Raw genomic sequence first — 15,316 nt, 5'->3', positions numbered from 1 at the left:
CGATCGTGACCCCCGTGCAGCCAGACGACGCGACCACCCCGCTAACCGGCTGGATCATGCGCCCCAACCTCCGGCCGTTCCTGCGCTGGCTGTGCACCTACGCCGCCTACGACCTCGGCCCCCTCGACCTCGACGCGATCGAGTTCGGCATCGAACACACCGACGACGAGTCCCCGAACGGCTGGTACACCTACCCGATCGTCGGCTCACTCCACGCCGTGGAACTCCACCTCGCCGTAGCCGTCGGATCCGACGTCCTGTCCCTACGCCTCCACGGCGCCCACGACCCCACGCTGCGCACGCGCGTGGAAACCCTGATCAACGTGTTCTCCGAGTACGCCTAGCGCTACCGGCACCGCGCCTAGGCCCTTCGCTGGCCCTCCGGCAACGGCTTGCGTCGGAGCTGCCCAGTAGCGTCCTGGCCGGCCCCGCGTGGACCAGGCGGCGCGGCACGCGGGCGACGGAGGCGAGACTTTCTGACGACCGTCCGTCAACCTTCGTGGTCGGCGAAGTAGACGACGCCGTCGCGGGCGTCGAACCGCAGTTCCGGTGGTTCGGGTGCCAGGGCTTCGAAGGCGTCCGACGAGCACCACTCGGCGTTCTGCGGGGCGGCCTTCTGCACCGCCTTGGGGATGTCGGCGGTGATCACTGTGGTGCAGCGTGTCCAGGTGAATCCGGTTCGGAGGCGTTCCGTGTCGGCCGGGGACAGCCAGGCGAGTCCGGCGAAGCGGTCGTATGAGGCGCCTGGGATCCGGTCTCTGGGGGCGTTCACCATGGAGCCGTAAACCCATGTCGCCCTCTCGAACGCTCCCAGTTGGGGGAACCGCCGTTCGACCGGCTCGCGGTGTGTGTGCCGGGCCGTAGACGCCGGGGAGCCGACGCCCGTCCTCGCCACACGCGGTGACCGCCAGGCCGGCCACTACTGCACATGCGACGGCCGTCGGCCATACCTGTCTCGCCATGCACGCAGTCGATCATGCGTGCGGGGGCCAGAAGTCGCGCTCAGGTAGCGGGTATCGGCGACCCCGGGCTGATGCGTCAGGCCGTCCCGTCGCCGACGACACGACGTTCGTGTGCGGGCTAGGCCGGGTGGTAGGTCCATCGCACGCGTGGGTCGTTGTAGTCGGCGGGGACGGTGAAGGCGACGATCTCGATTCCGTAGGCCTTGGTGACCATCAGCTTCATGCCGCGCGCGAAGTCGGGTGAGATGTAGCCGTTGGCGACGACGAAGCGCTTTTCCTTGTCGTTCGCGTTGCAGGTGGTCCGGTACGCGTAGCGGACGCCCTGGATGTTCTCGGCCCACAGGCAGCCGCCCGCGGCGTTGCGCAGCTGGTAGACGAACTGCCCTTCGTCCACGAACTCGTTGGTCCAGAGCTGGGTCTGGCGGCCCGCCTCGCACGTGGCGAGCCCGATGACGTCGTTGTCCGGGAAGAGCGTCAGGCACTTGCCGTTGGAGGAGCTGACCCAGGTCCCCCACGTGTCGGCGCGGGCCGTGGCCGTGGTGCTCGCGAAGAGCACGCTGCCCAGGCAGAAAAGCGCGGTGGCGGCGGCGGTGGCCGCCCGTCGGAGGGGCTGCATCCTTGGTCTCCTCGGTGACGCCGGGCCGGCGGTGCTACGGGCGGATTCCGTCGCAGGCGATGTGTAGTTGGCGCGGCCCGCGCAGCACGGCGTTCTGTCGGTACGGGGGCGGGTCCTCGATCAGGCGCGGCTTCTCCAGCCGGCGGGCCAGTTCGGACAGGGCGAACTGGGTCTCGAGTCGGGCGAGCGGTGCGCCGAAGCAGCTGTGGATGCCGCTGCCGAGACCGAGGTGCTGGACGTCCGGGCGGTCCGGGTCGAAGCGGTCCGGGTCCTTGAAGCGCTGGGGGTCGCGGTTGCCCGCGGCCAGGACCAGCCACACGGGCGAGCCCTTGGGGATCGTGACGCCGCGGATCTCGATCTCGGCGAGGGTCGTGCGCTGCGGCACCAGCTGCACCGGCGGCTCGTAGCGCAGCAGTTCCTCGACGAGGGGCACCGCCAGCCCCGGCTCGCGACGCAGCCGCTTGAGCACGTCGGGGTGGCGCAGGAGGGTCAGCATCCCGTTGGTGATGAGGTTGACCGTCGTCTCGTGGCCCGCGATCAGGAGCAGCGCCGCCGTGCTCAGCAGCTCCATCGTGGTCATGGGACCGTCCTCGCCCTTGGCGGTCGCCAGCTGCGAGAGCATGTCGTCCCCGGGGTTCTTGCGGCGCTCCTCGATCAGGCCGGCCAGGTACATGCCGAGCTGCATACGCGCCTCGTTCGCGACCTTGCCGCGGTCGGCGGAGTCGGCGTCCGGGTCGGGGTCGAGGCTGGCGGCGAGGGTGTCCGCCCACACGTGGAAGCGCGCCTCGTCCTCCCGCGGCACGCCGAGCAGCCGGCAGATCACCGTCACCGGGAACGGGTACGAGACCTCCTCCACCAGGTCGAACCGGCTGGGGTCGCTGATGCCGTCGATGAGGCCGGTGATGATCTCGCGCAGCTCCGGGCGCATCCCGTCGACGCGGTGCGGGGAGTGCGGCGGGCCGAAGGGCCGGTTCGTCATGCGCCGCAGCCGGTCGTGTTCCGGCGGGTCGAGCTTCAGGAAGCTCGGCGGCAGGGCGGCCTCCTCGTGGGAGTCCCCGCCCAGCGGGTCGGCGGCGCTCCCGGTCCGGTTGCGGGTGTCCGAGCTGATCCGGGGGTCGTGGAACAGGCTGCGGATCTCGTAGTACGTGCTGACCACGTACGGTCCGCCGTCCTCGCGGTAGACGGGCGTCTTCCGCAGCTCCTCGTAGAGCGGGTACGGATTCGACCGGTTGGAGTAGTCCAGGATCTGGTGCAGCAGCGATAGCGTCATGGCGGGTCCTCGTGGCCGTGCGGGTCAGGGCGGGTCAGTGCGCTGGAACGAACGTCATCCGGCGGTCGTCCGGCGCGTACCCGCTGAGGGTCACGGTGGGGCCGTGGGTGGGCACCGAGGGGTCGGGGAAGTCCGCGTCGACCGGCCGCTGTCCGTCCGTGCGCCGGTCGACGGTGGAGAACTCCGGCGGGAACGGGGCGGCCGCCTCGATCTGCTCCTGGTAGAACGGCAGCCACCGGGCGCTGTCGAAGCCGACGGCGCCGATGACGCGTCCCTGGTAGCCGTAGACGCCGACGAACCGGCGGCTTTCGAGCGAGCCCTGCGTGATGAGGATCTCCGTCCCCATCGAGGGCACGCCGACCGACTTGATGTTGATCCCGAACTGCGAGGACCAGAAGGACGGCACCTCCATGTGGGGCACGCGGTCGACGCTCTCGCTGAGCATGTTGTGCGCCGCGATCTCCGCCTGCGCCACGGCGTTGCCCCAGTGCTCCAATGTCAGGAACTGGTAGCCGAACAGCGGGTGCGGGCAGCGCGCGACGTCGCCCGCCGCGTAGATGTCGTCGGTGACGATGCCGCGGATGTCGAACGCGCGGCACCCGGCGTCGCAGGCGATGCCCCGGGGCCCGGCGCCCAGTCCGGACCCGTAGAGCCACTCGGTGTTGCGGGTGGCGCCGAGCGAGACGATCACCACGTCGGCCCGCACGGAGGAGCCGTCGGACAGCTGCGCGGAGCGCACGCGCCCCGCGGCGTCGCCGTCCAAAGCGGTCACCATCACGCCGGTCCGCAGGTCCACGCCGTGTTCGCGCTGGAGTTCGGCGGCGACCGCGCCGACCACGCCGCCGAGGGCGCCGACCAGGGGCGCGGCGGCGCGTTCGGCGACGGTGACATGGTGGCCGCGTTCGCGGCACGCGGAGGCGATCTCCGAGCCGGTGAACCCGGCGCCGATGACGAGGACCCGCCGGGGGCCCGCGGCGAGCATGCGGGAGAGCGCGGCGCTGTCGTCGCGGGTGCGCAGGACGATGACGCCGTCGAGTGCCCCCTCGCCCTCGTGCGGCCACGGCCGCGCCCGGACGCCGGTGGCGATCAGCAGCCGGTCGTACGGCACCTCGTCGCCGTCGGCCAGCCGCACCCGCCGGGCGCCCATGTCGAGGCCGGTGGCGGCAACGCCGAGCCGCCACTTCGCGTCGACGTTCCGGAGCCTCGGCAGCGCGGTGCGGTCGGCGCTCGCCTTGCCCAGCAGCACGCCCTTGGACAGCGGGGGCCGGTCGTACGGTTCGTACGGTTCGTCGCCGACCAGCGTCAGCGACCCCGCGAAGCCCTTGTCCCGCAGGGTCTCGGCGGCGCGCAGGCCGGCCAGCGACGCGCCCACGACGACGATGCGGCCCTTGCGCTTGAGCCGGTCGAGGGTTCCGTCACCGCCCACCGGACACCGCCTTGGCCGGGACGTCCACGGCGTCGACGAGGATGGCCTGGACGGGGCAGGCCGCGGCGGCCTGGAGCAGCTTCTCTCGGTGCGCCTCGTCGACCTCGGGGTTGTAGAGCAGCGCCTCCTCGCCGTGCATGGCGAAGGTCTCGGGGGCGAGGAACGCGCACTGCGCGTACCCCTGACAGCGGTTCAGGTCGACGGCGATTCTCACCACGGCTTCGGTCCTCTCCGACGGCCGGTGCACCTTGCTCCAACCACTCTCCGTGGCCGGAGGGGAGGCGGCGACGCGGAGGCGACCGTTCGAGTGAGGCGCACCCCTTCCGGGTGGAGAACCTGCGCCGTGCGGGTGAAAGGCGCGGTCCCCGCCGGCGTCGCCGGGCGGTCGCGGATGGCAGACGCCCCGTCGATGTGGCCGCCGCATCCGCTGGGGAGGTCGCGGCGCCACGTACCCGTCGGGGAGGCGGTCAGCCTCGCAGATACTTCAGCACGGCCATCACCCTGCGGTGGTCCTCGTCCGACGGCGGCAGGTCGAGCTTGGTGAAGATGCCGCCGACGTGCTTCTCCACCGCCCGGTCGCTCACACTCAGTTGCTTGGCGATGGCGGCGTTGGAGCGGCCTTCCGCCATCAGGCCCAGGACCTCGCGTTCGCGCGGGCTCAGGGTCTCGAGCCCGGCCTCGGCGCGGCGCGAGGCGGCCAGGAGCTGGCCGACGACCTCGGGGTCGAGGGCGGTGCCGCCTGCCGCGACGCGTTTGAGGGCGTCCACGAAGTCGCGGACGTCGACGACGCGTTCCTTGAGGAGGTAGCCGACGCCGGCGGCGTTCTCGGCGAGCAGCCGGGAGGCGTAGCGGGTCTCGACGTACTGGGAGAACACCAGGACGCCGATCGCCGGGTGGGCCCTGCGCAGTTCGATCGCGGCGCGGAGGCCTTCGTCGGTGTGCGTGGGGGGCATGCGGATGTCCACGACGACCGCGTCGGGGCGGTGCTCGTCGACGGCGGCCAGCAGGCCGTCTGCGTCGGGCACGGCCGCGGGGACCTCGTACCCTCGGTCGGTCAGCAACTGGACGAGGCCGTCCCGGAGGACGGCCGCGTCTTCGGCGATCACGATGCGCATGTCTCAGGACCGTACCGGCAGTTCGAGGGTGACCTGCGTGGGGCCGCCGCGCGGGCTGTCGACGGTGAGCGTTCCGTCGACGGTACGGACGCGCTCGGCGAGTCCCGTGAGCCCGCTGCCGTTGTGCGGTGCGGCGCCGCCGACGCCGTCGTCGCCGACCCACGCGACCAGGGTGTCGCCGCGCAGGCGTACTTCTATGTGGATGGCCGACGCCTGGGCGTGCCGGGTGGCGTTGGCGAGGAGTTCGGCGACGCAGAAGTACGTGATGGTCTCGATGGCGGCGGGAGGCCGTTCGCGCAGGTCGACGTTCAGGTCGACCGGGACGGGGTTCCCCGCGGCCAGGGTGGCCAGCGCGTCGTCGAGCCCGTTGTCGAGCGCCGGCGGGTGGATGCCGCGGGCCAGGTCGCGCAGTTCGCTGATGGCGAGGCGGGCGTTGCCGAGCGCGGTGTCGACGTGTTTGCGGGCCTTGTCGAGGTCGACGGGCACGCTGTCGTCGTCGGGGTCGAGGCGCTCCTGTGCCTGGCTGAGGTGCATGGCGAGGGCGACGATGCGGGCCTGCGCGCCATCGTGCAGGTCGCGTTCGATACGGCGCAGGCGGGCGGCGGAGTCGTCGACGGCGATGGCGCGCGTCTCCTCCAGCTCCTGGACGCGCTCGGCGGTCTTGGACGGGCCGAGCAGCACCTTCATGAGCCACGCGTCGACCCAGGCGATGCCGCGCAGGATCCACGGCGCGGCGACGAGCATGAGGAAGCCGGCGACGGCCATCAGCAGCACCCAGTACCACGCTTCCACGTAGGTGTCGCCGAACGAGACGACGGAGTCGTGCTCCTTGCCGTGCGAGTCGACCTGGGTGTTGTCGATCGCCCACCCCCAGAACGGGTAGCTCGCGAAGAGGCCGCCGATCCCGTACAGGAACAGGCCGGCCAGGAACCCGGCGAGCGCGACGGGAAGCTTGACGACCAGGTATGCCAGCCCGCGCCATCCGGTGGCGTCGGCGAGGCCGGACACGAGCCAGCCGAACGTGCCCGAGCGGGTCCGCAGCGGCGGCGGGGGCGGCACGTCGACGTCGAGCAGCCACCGGGCGAGCGTGCGGTGGATGCCGCCCTGGGAGCGCCCGAGCATGACGACCGCGGCGAGCAGCGGGATGCCGACCACGAAGGCCGACGCGGCCACGGTCAGGGCGAACAGGAGGCCGATGACGAACGCCAGGGTGAATCCGAGCGGCAGGGACAGGGCCGAGTAGAGCAGCAGCTTGAGCGTTCTCGGGTGGACGGCTTCGAGGAGCAGGCGTTTCGCGGTCCTGCGGGCGTCGGCGGCGGTGATCGTGGACATGGGTACATCGTGTCGGGCGCCGTCCGGGGCCCGACAGTGCGCGGGCACCCGCCGCGGAGGTACGGCCTGCCCCACCCCCGGCGCCGGGCAACAGAAAAGGCAGGGGTGTGTGGCCCTCTCCCTGCCTGTCTCAAGCTATAGCGCACCGGGGGCCTTGTGGCAAGACCCAGGTGGTGGCGCAGAATCAGCCCTCGACGCCGGAGCCAAGGCAATTAAGCGGGATACGAAGTTCATGTCTTTCTGTTCAGATATGGGCCACGTATCGCGCGGCGACCGGCCGGATTTCAAGCTCGTGGACAGGGGATCTGATGTTCGACGTGATCGTGGTCGGTGCCGGGCCGACCGGGCTGATGCTGGCCGCCGAACTGCGGCTGCACGGCGTCAGCGTGCTCGTGCTGGACAAGGAGGCGCAGCCGACCGTGCAGTCCCGCGCGCAGGGCCTGCACGTGCGCAGCATCGAGGTGATGGCGCAGCGCGGCCTGCTGGACCGGTTCCTCGCCCTGGGCACGCAGTTCAGGGTCGGCGGTTTCTTCGCCGGGCTGGGCAGGACGTGGCCCGAACACATGGACACCGCGCACTCGTACGTCCTCCACATCCCGCAGGAGGTCACCGAGCGCCTGCTGACCGAGCACGCCGTCGAACTCGGCACCGAGATCCGCCGTGAGTGCGAACTTGTCGGCCTCGGCCAGGACGACCACGAGGTGACGGCCGAACTCGCCGACGGCACACGGCTGCGCTCGCGCTACCTCGTCGGCTGCGACGGCGGCCGCAGCAGGGTGCGCAAGCTGCTCGGCGTCGGCTTCCCCGGTGAGCCCTCCAGGACCGAGACGCTGCTGGGCGTGATGGAGGCGGGTGTCTCGCCGGAGGAGCTGGCGGCCGGCGTGGCCGAGGTCCGCAAGACCCAGCACCGGTTCGGGGCGATGCCGATGGAGGACGGCCTGTACCGGGTCATCGTGCCCGCAGAGGGGGTCGCCGAGGACCGCGCGGTCGCACCGACCTTGGAGGAGTTCAAGACGCAGCTGCGGGCTTTCGCCGGCACCGACTTCGGCGTGCACTCGCCGCGCTGGCTGTCCCGTTTCGGCGACGCCACGCGGCTGGCCGAGCGATACCGGACCGGCCGGGTTCTGCTGGCCGGCGACGCGGCGCACATCCATCCGCCGACCGGCGGGCAGGGGCTCAACCTCGGTGTCCAGGACGCGTTCAACCTCGGCTGGAAGCTGGCCGCCGAGGTCCGCGGTTGGGCTCCCGAGGGGCTACTGGACACCTACCACGCCGAACGGCACCCGGTGGCCGCGGCCGTATTGGACAACACGCGCGCGCAGATGCAGCTGCTGTCCCCCGAGCCCGGCATCCAGGCGGTCCGCCGGGTGCTGTCGGAGCTGATGGACTTCGAGGAGGTCAACCGGTACCTGATCGAGAAGGTCACCGCTGTCAGCATCCGCTACGACTTCGGCGAGGGACACGAACTGCTCGGCCGGCGGCTGCGTGACGTGGAGCTGAAGCGGGGCCGCCTCTACGACCTGACGCACGGCGGCCGCGGGCTGCTGCTCGACCCGACCGGCGGTCTCTCGGCGGCGGGCTGGGCGGACCGGGTCGACCATGTCGTCGACGGCGGTGAGGAACTCGACGCGCTGGACGTGCCCGCCGCGCTGCTGCGCCCGGACGGCTACGTGGCCTGGGTCGGCGAGGACCAGGCGGAGCTGGACGGACAGTTGCGCAGGTGGTTCGGCGAGCCGGTCCTGTGAACACGCGGCCGGGGCCCGCAGGAAGGACCTACAGCGCGAACCGCCGAGCCGGCCTTCGCACCCGCACCGCGTTCGAGCTCGGCCTTCACGCTCGGCCTTCACGCTCGGCCTTCACGCTCGGCCGGCGAGCTCCGCGGTCAGCTCGCGCAGGACGCGGACCAGCAGCTCCGCGTCCTCGCGGGTCGTGCGCCAGTTGACGATCGCGCACCGCAGGCCGCGCACGCCGCGGTAGGTCGCGTTGCCGACGTAGACCCGCCCGTCGCGCAGGATCGCCTCGTTCAGACGGGAGTTCAGCTCGTCGAGGTGCTCCTCCGCCACACCCTCGGGCCGGTAGCGGAAGCTGACGATGCACAGCTGCGGCGGCGCCAGGAGTTCGAAGTCGGGCTCGGCGTCGAGGAGGCCGCCGAGGTGGTCGGCGACGTCGAGGTGGCGTTCGACCATCGCGCGGTGGCCGTCGCGGCCGTACGCGCGCAGGGTCGCCCACACCGGCAGGGCGCGGGCCCGGCGCGAGGACTCCGGGCCGAGGGTGTTGTAGTCGGGGTCGCGGCCGTCGGCCTCGGGCAGGTAGGAGACGCCCCAGGGGCCGAACGTCCGTGTTTGGTAAGCGCGTTCGCGGACGAAGGAGAAGCCGCAGTCGTAGGGGACGTTGAGCCACTTGTGCCCGTCGGCCGTAATGGAGTGCGCCCGTTCGACGCCTGCGGCCAGGTGCGCCGTGCGCGGCGAGAGCGTCGCGAACATGCCGAACGCGCCGTCGACGTGGAGCCACGCGCCGTACCGCTCGGCGAGGTCGGCGAAGGCGTCCAGCGGGTCGCATTCGCCCGCGTACACGTCGCCGAGGTTGCCCACGATGACGGCGGGCGCTCCGTCGAGGTCCGCGAGTGCCGCCTCGAGGGCCGGCAGGTCGACACGCCCGGCGTCGTCGCGCGCGAAGGTGCGCAGGGTGTCGCGTCCGCAGCCGAGCACCTGGAGCGCCTTGCGGCTGGTGGGGTGGACGAGCCCGCTGCTGAAGACCGGCATGGCGGGCAGGCCGGCCAGCCCCTGCCCGGCGACGTCGACGCCGTGCCGGTCGCCCCACCAGGTGCGGGCGCAGGCGAGTCCGGTCACGTGGGCGAGGGTCGCGCTCGGGGTGATGACGCCGCCGTACGAGGCGGGGAGCCCGAACAGTTCCTTGAGCCAGCCGAGCGCGACGGTCTCCACGCGCGCGGCGAGCGGCGAGCTGATCTGCAGGCCGCCCGCCTGGTCGAGCAGCGACGCCGTCCAGTCGGCGGCGGTCGCGGCCGGGGTGGCGCCGCCGACGACGAGGTGGAAGAACCGCGGCCCGGTCGAGTGCGTCGCGGCGCGCGTGCCGACGCGCAACAGTTCGTCGACGCTGTCCAGGCTGCCGAGGCCCTTCTCCGGGAGCGGCCCGCCGAGTTCGTCCAGCAGCCGGTCGGCGGAGCGGTCGTGGACGAGACGTTCGGGCAGTGCGTCCAGGTACGGGCCGACGGCGCGGAACACCCTCTCCAGCGCGGCTTCGGCGGTGTCGCGGTCGTGGAGCGGATCGGTCACGGCGGCAGTCAACCAGCACCGGCGCGTCGGCACCACGGCGTTCGCGCGCGGCGGCCACACTGGAGCATGGCCGACTACGCCCTCACCCTCAGCGACGCCGAGGTCGCCCGCTACCGGATCATGGCCGACAGCGCCGAACGGGCCGAGCGCCACCTGTGGACCGACGCGGGCGCGGTGCCCGGCGCTCGTGTCGCGGACGTGGGCTGCGGGCCCGGTGCGGTGTCGGTGCGCCTCGCCGCGCTGACCGCGCCGGGCGGCGAGGTGTGGGCCGTCGACCGCGACCCGCAGGCGCTGGCCATAGCGCGGGCGCTGGCCGACAAGGAGGGCGCCGCGGTCACGACCGTGAACGCCCCTGCGACGGCGACCGGACTGCCCGCGGGGACGTTCGACCTGGTCATGCTCCGGCACGTGCTGGCCCACAACGGCGGTCACGAGCAGGAGATCGTCGACCACCTCGCCGGACTCGTCCGCCCCGGCGGCTCCGTCTACCTCACCGACGTCGACGCCGCCTACCTGAGGTTCCGCGCGCCGATCGACCCGGCCGTCAACGAACTCCACGACCGCTACCGCGAGTTCCACCGCCGCCGCGGAAACGACCTGGAGATCGGCGCCAAGCTCGACCGGCTGCTCACCGCGGCGGGGCTCGAACTCGCCTACTTCCAGGGGCGGATCGACGTCGTCAACCCGCCGCCGGGCATGCGCGGGCCGGCGTGGGCGGCGCGGGACGCGATGGTGGAGGACGGGCTGGCGTCGGCGGAGGACATCGCCCGGTGGGACGCTGCGTACAACGCGATGACCGGGCCGGCGACGTTCTTCGCGCCGTCGTTCACGGCGTACGCGCGACGCCCGGAGAGCTGACGCCGACGGCACGGGAAGAGGGTCCGGCCCGACCTCGGCCGACCCCTCCCCCGCGACTACGTTGGGCGCATGACTATCGCAACCGCCCTGTGGTCATTCACCCTCGTCGCCGCCCTGCTGACACTCAGCCCCGGCCTGGACACCGCACTGATATTGCGCACATCGGCGCTGGGCAACCGGCGCCAGGCCTGGGGCGTGGTCCTGGGCATACAGACGGGCACCCTCACCTGGGGCGTGCTCACGTCCCTCGGAATCACCGCGCTGCTGACGGCGTCGCAGCTGGCGTACACCGTGCTGCGCTGGGTGGGCGCCGCGTACCTGGTGTGGATGGGCGCGCGGATGCTGTACGACACCTGGCGCCGCGTCCCCCTGGCCGACGCCACGGCCGAAGCCGCCGCGCCGGGCGGCCTGTTGACCGCGTGGCGGCGGGGCGCGCTGACGAACCTGCTCAACCCCAAGGTCGGCGTGGTCTACGTGGCGATGCTCCCGCAGTTCATCCCGCCGGGCGCCCCGCACCTGGCCTTCGGCGTGCTGCTGACGTCCATTCACATCGTGCTCGGTCTGGTCTGGTCGGCGGTGCTGATCGGCTTCGCGCGGGTGATCCGCCACCAGCTGGCCAAGCCCGCCGCGCGCCGCGTCCTCGACCGCGTGACCGGCACGATCATCGCCGGCTTCGGGCTGCGGCTGGCCATGAGCGACTGACGGCCGCCCGGGGAGACCCAGGTCACACCCGCGCCATGTCACTGGCGGCCGGGCTGCCCCGTCTCGTGGTTGTAAGCCTCGAACGACCACCAAGGAGCACGCCATGAGCCCGCGACTGGACTTCTTCGCCATCCCGACCGCCGGCAAGACCCTCAAGTACGGCATGGCGATCGGCAAGAGCATCATGGAGTCCCCGCTGCCCGCCACGACGCGCGAGCTGGTCTCCCTGCGCGTCAGCCAGATCAACGGCTGCGCGGCGTGCATCGACATGCACGTCAAGGAGGGCGAGGCGGCCGGCGAGACCGCGGTGCGGCTGCACATGGTCGCGGCGTGGCGCGAGGCCCCGATGTTCACCGACGCCGAGCGCGCCGCGCTCGAGCTGGCGGAAGAGGCCACCCGGGTCGCGGACGGCGCCGGCGGCGTCAGCGACGAGGTGTGGGACAACGCCGCGAAGCACTACGACGAGGAGCAGCTCGCCGCGCTGGTCCTCCTGGTCTGCTTCATGAACATGGCGAACCGGCTGAACGTGGTCACGCATCAGCCGGTCGGCGGCTACGAGCCCGGCCGGTTCCACTGACCTGGCACGATCCGCGGTCCGGGGCCGAACGCGGCCCCGGGCCGCGGATCCGAGATGATCTTCGTAGGCGTCCGTGCCGCCCCCACGGCCGGACGGCGCAACCTCAAGGAACGGGATCCGGCGTGAGCAAGGTCGAGGAGTTCGAGGAACTGCGGCCGCTGCTGTTCTCCATCGCCTACCGCATCCTCGGCGGCGTGGCCGAGGCCGAGGACGCGGTGCAGGAGACGTGGCTGCGCTACGACGGCACGGCGACCCGGCCGGTGTCGCCGAAGGCCTACCTCTCCGCCGCCGTCACGCGGATCTCCATCGACGTGCTGCGCTCGGCGCGCGTGCGGCGCGAGGAGTACGTCGGCCCGTGGTTCCCCGAGCCGCTGCTGAGCGACCCGTACCAGGACCCCGAGCGTTCGGCCGAGCTGGCCGACTCGCTGTCGATGGCTGCACTGCTGCTCCTGGAGCGGCTCAGCCCGCTGGAGCGCGCGGTGTTCGTGCTCCGCGAGGTCTTCGCGTTCGGCTTCGACGAGATCGCCGCCGCGGTCGGGCGCTCGGAGGCGGCGTGCCGCCAACTGCTCGTGCGCGCCCGCCGCCACATGCAGGACGGCCGGCCGCGTTTCGAGGCCGACCGCACGGAACGCCAGGAGCTGGCCACCCGGTTCTTCGACGCGATGAAGAACGGCGACGTCGCCGGCCTGCGCGACCTGCTGGCCGCCGACGCCCAACTCGTCGGCGACAGCGGCGGCAAGACCCCGCGCTTCGCCCGCCCCGTCCTCGGCGCCGAGAACGTGGCCCGCCTGCTCGGCACGGTCATCCCGCTGCTGCTCAGCATCGAGGCCGCCATCGAGCCGCACGAGATCAACGGCCAGCCCGGCGCGATCTTCCGCGACCGCGACGGCAGGATCCTCCAGACGATGGCCCTCGACATCCGCGACAACCGGATCCAGGCCGTCCGCGGCGTCAGCAACCCCGACAAGCTCAGCCACCTCGGCCCGGTCGGCGACGCGTGGGCCGTCAACGACGAGCTGAAAGAGGCCCGCCGCGACGCCAGCGGAGTGTGACGGCGGGTCAGGAGACCTTCCACACCCGGATGCCGTGGGTGTTGCGGCCGGGCGGCCTTCGCTTGGCGTCGTGCGCGGTCAGCCGCCGGCGCGTGTCGTCCAGCGCGATCACGGTAACGGGGCGTCAGGGAAGCCGGTCCGGCCGAACCCTACGCGCCGTTCAGGTAGGTGAGTACCGCGCGGACGCGGCGGTTGGTGTCGTCGTCGTCCGCGAGGCCGAGTTTGGTGAACATCGACGTCGTGTACTTGCCGACGGCGCTCTCGCTGAGGAAGAGGCGGCGGCCGATGGCCTTGTTGGAGAGGCCTTCGGCCATCAGGCCCAGGACCTCGTACTCGCGCTCGCTGAGTTTGTCGAGGGCGGCGTTGCCGGTGCCGCTGGTGAGGAGTCTGGCGATGACGGCCGGGTCCATCGCGGTGCCGCCGGCCGCGACGCGTTCGAGGGAGCCGATGAACTGGTCGGCGTCGAAGACGCTTTCCTTCAGCAGGTAGCCGACGCCGCCGGTGCCGTCGGCGAGGAGCTCGCGGGCGTAGAGCTGTTCGACGTGCTGGGACAGGATGAGCACCGGCAGGCCGGGGGTTTCGGCGCGGGCGGCGAGCGCGGCGCGGAGGCCCTCGTCGGTCTGGTTCGGCGGCATGCGGACGTCGATGACGGAGACGTCGGGGCGCCACGTGCGGAGCGCTTCGAGCGTCTCGGGCCCCGTGGCGGCCGTGGCGACGACCTCGTGGCCGCAGGCTTCGATGAGGCGGACCATCCCGTCGCGCAGGAGGTAGAGGTCTTCGGCTACAAGGATTCGCATGGCACGGTCATCCTCGCACGCGTCGGTCCGCCCGGCGGGCTGGTGATCTCCAGGGTGCCGTCGAACGCCGCGAGCCGGCGCCGCAGTCCGGCGAGCCCGCCGCCGGGGCGGAGGTCGGCGCCGCCGCGGCCGTCGTCCTCGACGTCGACGACGAGGCCGTCGTGGTCGCGGCCGAGGACGACGCGGGCCCGCGACGCCCGCGCGTGCTTGACCGCGTTGGTCAGCAGTTCCGCGACGCCGAAGTAGACGGCGGCCTCGACCGGCGGGTCGAGGCGCAGGTCCTCCTCCGCGCTGACCGCCACGTCGAGCGGGACGTCGAGCGCGAGCGCCCGCACCGCCTCGGCGAGGCCGCGCTCGTTGAGCACCGGCGGGCTGATGCCCCGGATCAGGTCCCGGAGTTCGGCGAGGGACGCGGTGGCGCCGGCCTGCGCGTCGCGCATCAGGGCGCGGGCCTGGTCGGGGTCCTTGTCCATGAGCTTCTGGGCGGTCGCGAGGGACATGCCGAGGGCCACGAGGCGGGCCTGCGCGCCGTCGTGCAGGTCGCGTTCGATGCGGCGGATCTCGGCGGCCTGCGCGATGGTGGTGTCGGCGCGCCGCGCGGTGAGTTCGTCCACCCGCTCGGCTAGGGCCATCGACCGCGACGGGCGCAGGAGCCGGACGGCGACCCGCTCGAGGACGCGCCACGCGTAGGGCGAGGCGGCGACGGCGGCGACCAGGCCGAGGGCTCCTGCGACGCGGGCCCCCGCGCCCGACGAGCTCAGGCCGACGACGGCGACGGCCGCCCCCGCCGGGGGCACCGCCGCGACGACGCCCGCCGTGAACGGCAGGACCGCTGTGAACCTCAGGTCGCGCCACGTGGCTGGGTCCTTCGCCCACAGCCGCCACCGCTGGTCCATCAGCGCGTCGCGGCGGGTGCGTTCGTAGCCGAAGCCGTTCCACCAGAAGCCGGTGGCCATCCGCGTGACGGGCGCGGCCTTCATGTATCCGCCGGGGACGGCGGTGCCGGTCCACCGCGCGACGAGGGCCCGGACGGCCTGGCACACCGGTCGGGACAGCGCGAGCGTCCCGACGCACACCAGCACGACCGGCATCAGCCACGACCACGGGTTCTGGGCACCCCACGCGATCCCCCACGCCACGGCGCCCGCCCACACCGCCGGGACCGCCAGGCCGACGCCCGCGACGACGCACGTCCGGACGAAGCCCATCCCGACCCGCGTCGCCCACGCACCCAGCTGCTTCATGCCGCATTCCTCCGCTTCCCGTTCGCTGCCCCTACTGTGCACCGTCCGGTAGGCGGAAAGGGCCTGGTCAGG

General features: G+C 72.4%; 16 protein-coding genes. 6 read left to right on the top strand and 10 right to left on the bottom strand.

Annotation, left to right across the window (positions count from 1 at the left end; translation table 11 throughout):
- Positions 1-5: 5 nt before the first annotated feature.
- Entirely contained in the window at positions 6-344 is a 339-nt protein-coding gene (locus QI554_RS01710) for a hypothetical protein (RefSeq protein WP_281464968.1), read from the top strand.
- Positions 345-490: 146 nt separating this feature from the next.
- Here QI554_RS01710 and QI554_RS01705 read toward each other — a convergent pair whose 3' ends face one another.
- From QI554_RS01705 to QI554_RS01675, 7 genes are all read right to left on the bottom strand, one after another.
- Complete coding sequence (locus QI554_RS01705; RefSeq protein ID WP_281464966.1) at positions 491-772, bottom strand: hypothetical protein; 282 nt, start codon at positions 770-772, stop codon at positions 491-493.
- Between the two features lie 308 nt (positions 773-1,080).
- Positions 1,081-1,578 carry a hypothetical protein gene (locus tag QI554_RS01700; RefSeq protein WP_281464964.1) on the bottom strand — a complete coding sequence of 166 codons (498 nt, stop codon included), beginning with the start codon at positions 1,576-1,578 and terminating at the stop codon, positions 1,081-1,083.
- A gap of 34 nt (positions 1,579-1,612) precedes the next feature.
- A complete protein-coding gene (locus QI554_RS01695; RefSeq protein ID WP_343230744.1) occupies positions 1,613-2,848 on the bottom strand; it encodes a cytochrome P450 in 1,236 nt (411 codons plus the stop codon).
- A gap of 34 nt (positions 2,849-2,882) precedes the next feature.
- Positions 2,883-4,274: an NAD(P)/FAD-dependent oxidoreductase gene (locus QI554_RS01690; protein ID WP_281464962.1), complete on the bottom strand. Its 1,392-nt coding sequence runs from the start codon at positions 4,272-4,274 to the stop codon at positions 2,883-2,885.
- Positions 4,264-4,488, bottom strand: coding sequence for a ferredoxin (locus QI554_RS01685; RefSeq protein ID WP_281465175.1), 225 nt, complete (start codon positions 4,486-4,488; stop codon positions 4,264-4,266). The genes QI554_RS01690 and QI554_RS01685 overlap by 11 nt, the downstream gene beginning before the upstream one ends.
- A gap of 253 nt (positions 4,489-4,741) precedes the next feature.
- Positions 4,742-5,389, bottom strand: a complete 648-nt coding sequence (locus tag QI554_RS01680; protein WP_281464960.1) for a response regulator — start codon at positions 5,387-5,389, stop codon at positions 4,742-4,744.
- Between the two features lie 3 nt (positions 5,390-5,392).
- Positions 5,393-6,721 (bottom strand): sensor histidine kinase, encoded by a 1,329-nt coding sequence (locus tag QI554_RS01675; protein WP_281464958.1) that lies wholly within the window; start codon positions 6,719-6,721, stop codon positions 5,393-5,395.
- Positions 6,722-7,029: 308 nt separating this feature from the next.
- Between QI554_RS01675 and rox the strand changes: the two genes are divergently transcribed.
- Positions 7,030-8,466, top strand: a complete 1,437-nt coding sequence (gene rox / locus QI554_RS01670) for a rifampin monooxygenase (RefSeq protein ID WP_281464956.1) — start codon at positions 7,030-7,032, stop codon at positions 8,464-8,466.
- 111 nt (positions 8,467-8,577) lie between these two features.
- Here rox and QI554_RS01665 read toward each other — a convergent pair whose 3' ends face one another.
- Positions 8,578-10,014: a pyridoxal phosphate-dependent decarboxylase family protein gene (locus QI554_RS01665; RefSeq protein WP_281464954.1), complete on the bottom strand. Its 1,437-nt coding sequence runs from the start codon at positions 10,012-10,014 to the stop codon at positions 8,578-8,580.
- Between the two features lie 66 nt (positions 10,015-10,080).
- Here QI554_RS01665 and QI554_RS01660 point away from each other — a divergent pair, with 66 nt between their 5' ends.
- The 4 genes from QI554_RS01660 to QI554_RS01645 all read left to right on the top strand — a co-directional run bounded on the left by QI554_RS01660 (position 10,081) and on the right by QI554_RS01645 (position 13,203).
- Positions 10,081-10,872: a class I SAM-dependent methyltransferase gene (locus tag QI554_RS01660; RefSeq protein ID WP_281464952.1), complete on the top strand. Its 792-nt coding sequence runs from the start codon at positions 10,081-10,083 to the stop codon at positions 10,870-10,872.
- A gap of 69 nt (positions 10,873-10,941) precedes the next feature.
- On the top strand, positions 10,942-11,574 hold the full coding sequence (locus QI554_RS01655; RefSeq protein ID WP_281464950.1) for a LysE family translocator: 633 nt from the start codon (positions 10,942-10,944) through the stop codon (positions 11,572-11,574).
- A 103-nt stretch (positions 11,575-11,677) separates the two neighbouring features.
- Positions 11,678-12,151: a carboxymuconolactone decarboxylase family protein gene (locus tag QI554_RS01650; protein ID WP_281464948.1), complete on the top strand. Its 474-nt coding sequence runs from the start codon at positions 11,678-11,680 to the stop codon at positions 12,149-12,151.
- A gap of 122 nt (positions 12,152-12,273) precedes the next feature.
- A complete protein-coding gene (locus tag QI554_RS01645; RefSeq protein WP_281464947.1) occupies positions 12,274-13,203 on the top strand; it encodes an RNA polymerase sigma-70 factor in 930 nt (309 codons plus the stop codon).
- A gap of 149 nt (positions 13,204-13,352) precedes the next feature.
- Here QI554_RS01645 and QI554_RS01640 read toward each other — a convergent pair whose 3' ends face one another.
- Both QI554_RS01640 and QI554_RS01635 read right to left on the bottom strand, forming a co-directional pair.
- Positions 13,353-14,000: a response regulator transcription factor gene (locus QI554_RS01640; protein ID WP_281464946.1), complete on the bottom strand. Its 648-nt coding sequence runs from the start codon at positions 13,998-14,000 to the stop codon at positions 13,353-13,355.
- Positions 13,985-15,244 (bottom strand): sensor histidine kinase, encoded by a 1,260-nt coding sequence (locus QI554_RS01635; RefSeq protein ID WP_281464945.1) that lies wholly within the window; start codon positions 15,242-15,244, stop codon positions 13,985-13,987. The genes QI554_RS01640 and QI554_RS01635 overlap by 16 nt, the downstream gene beginning before the upstream one ends.
- Positions 15,245-15,316 lie beyond the last annotated feature (72 nt).

The sequence above is a fragment of the Yinghuangia seranimata genome (assembly GCF_029953285.1).
In the GTDB taxonomy this organism is placed as follows: domain Bacteria; phylum Actinomycetota; class Actinomycetes; order Streptomycetales; family Streptomycetaceae; genus Yinghuangia; species Yinghuangia seranimata.
This window is presented reverse-complemented; position numbering and strand designations above follow the sequence as displayed.

Bases quoted from the DNA above. Each gene is read 5' to 3' on its own strand.
- QI554_RS01700 (WP_281464964.1), bottom strand. From the start codon at position 1,578: ATGCAGCCCCTCCGACGGGCGGCCACCGCCGCCGCCACCGCGCTTTTC.
- QI554_RS01695 (WP_343230744.1), bottom strand. From the start codon at position 2,848: ATGACGCTATCGCTGCTGCACCAGATCCTGGACTACTCCAACCGGTCG.
- QI554_RS01680 (WP_281464960.1), bottom strand. From the start codon at position 5,389: ATGCGCATCGTGATCGCCGAAGACGCGGCCGTCCTCCGGGACGGCCTC.
- QI554_RS01675 (WP_281464958.1), bottom strand. From the start codon at position 6,721: ATGTCCACGATCACCGCCGCCGACGCCCGCAGGACCGCGAAACGCCTG.
- rox (WP_281464956.1), top strand. From the start codon at position 7,030: ATGTTCGACGTGATCGTGGTCGGTGCCGGGCCGACCGGGCTGATGCTG.
- QI554_RS01660 (WP_281464952.1), top strand. From the start codon at position 10,081: ATGGCCGACTACGCCCTCACCCTCAGCGACGCCGAGGTCGCCCGCTAC.
- QI554_RS01655 (WP_281464950.1), top strand. From the start codon at position 10,942: ATGACTATCGCAACCGCCCTGTGGTCATTCACCCTCGTCGCCGCCCTG.
- QI554_RS01650 (WP_281464948.1), top strand. From the start codon at position 11,678: ATGAGCCCGCGACTGGACTTCTTCGCCATCCCGACCGCCGGCAAGACC.
- QI554_RS01640 (WP_281464946.1), bottom strand. From the start codon at position 14,000: ATGCGAATCCTTGTAGCCGAAGACCTCTACCTCCTGCGCGACGGGATG.
- QI554_RS01635 (WP_281464945.1), bottom strand. From the start codon at position 15,244: ATGAAGCAGCTGGGTGCGTGGGCGACGCGGGTCGGGATGGGCTTCGTC.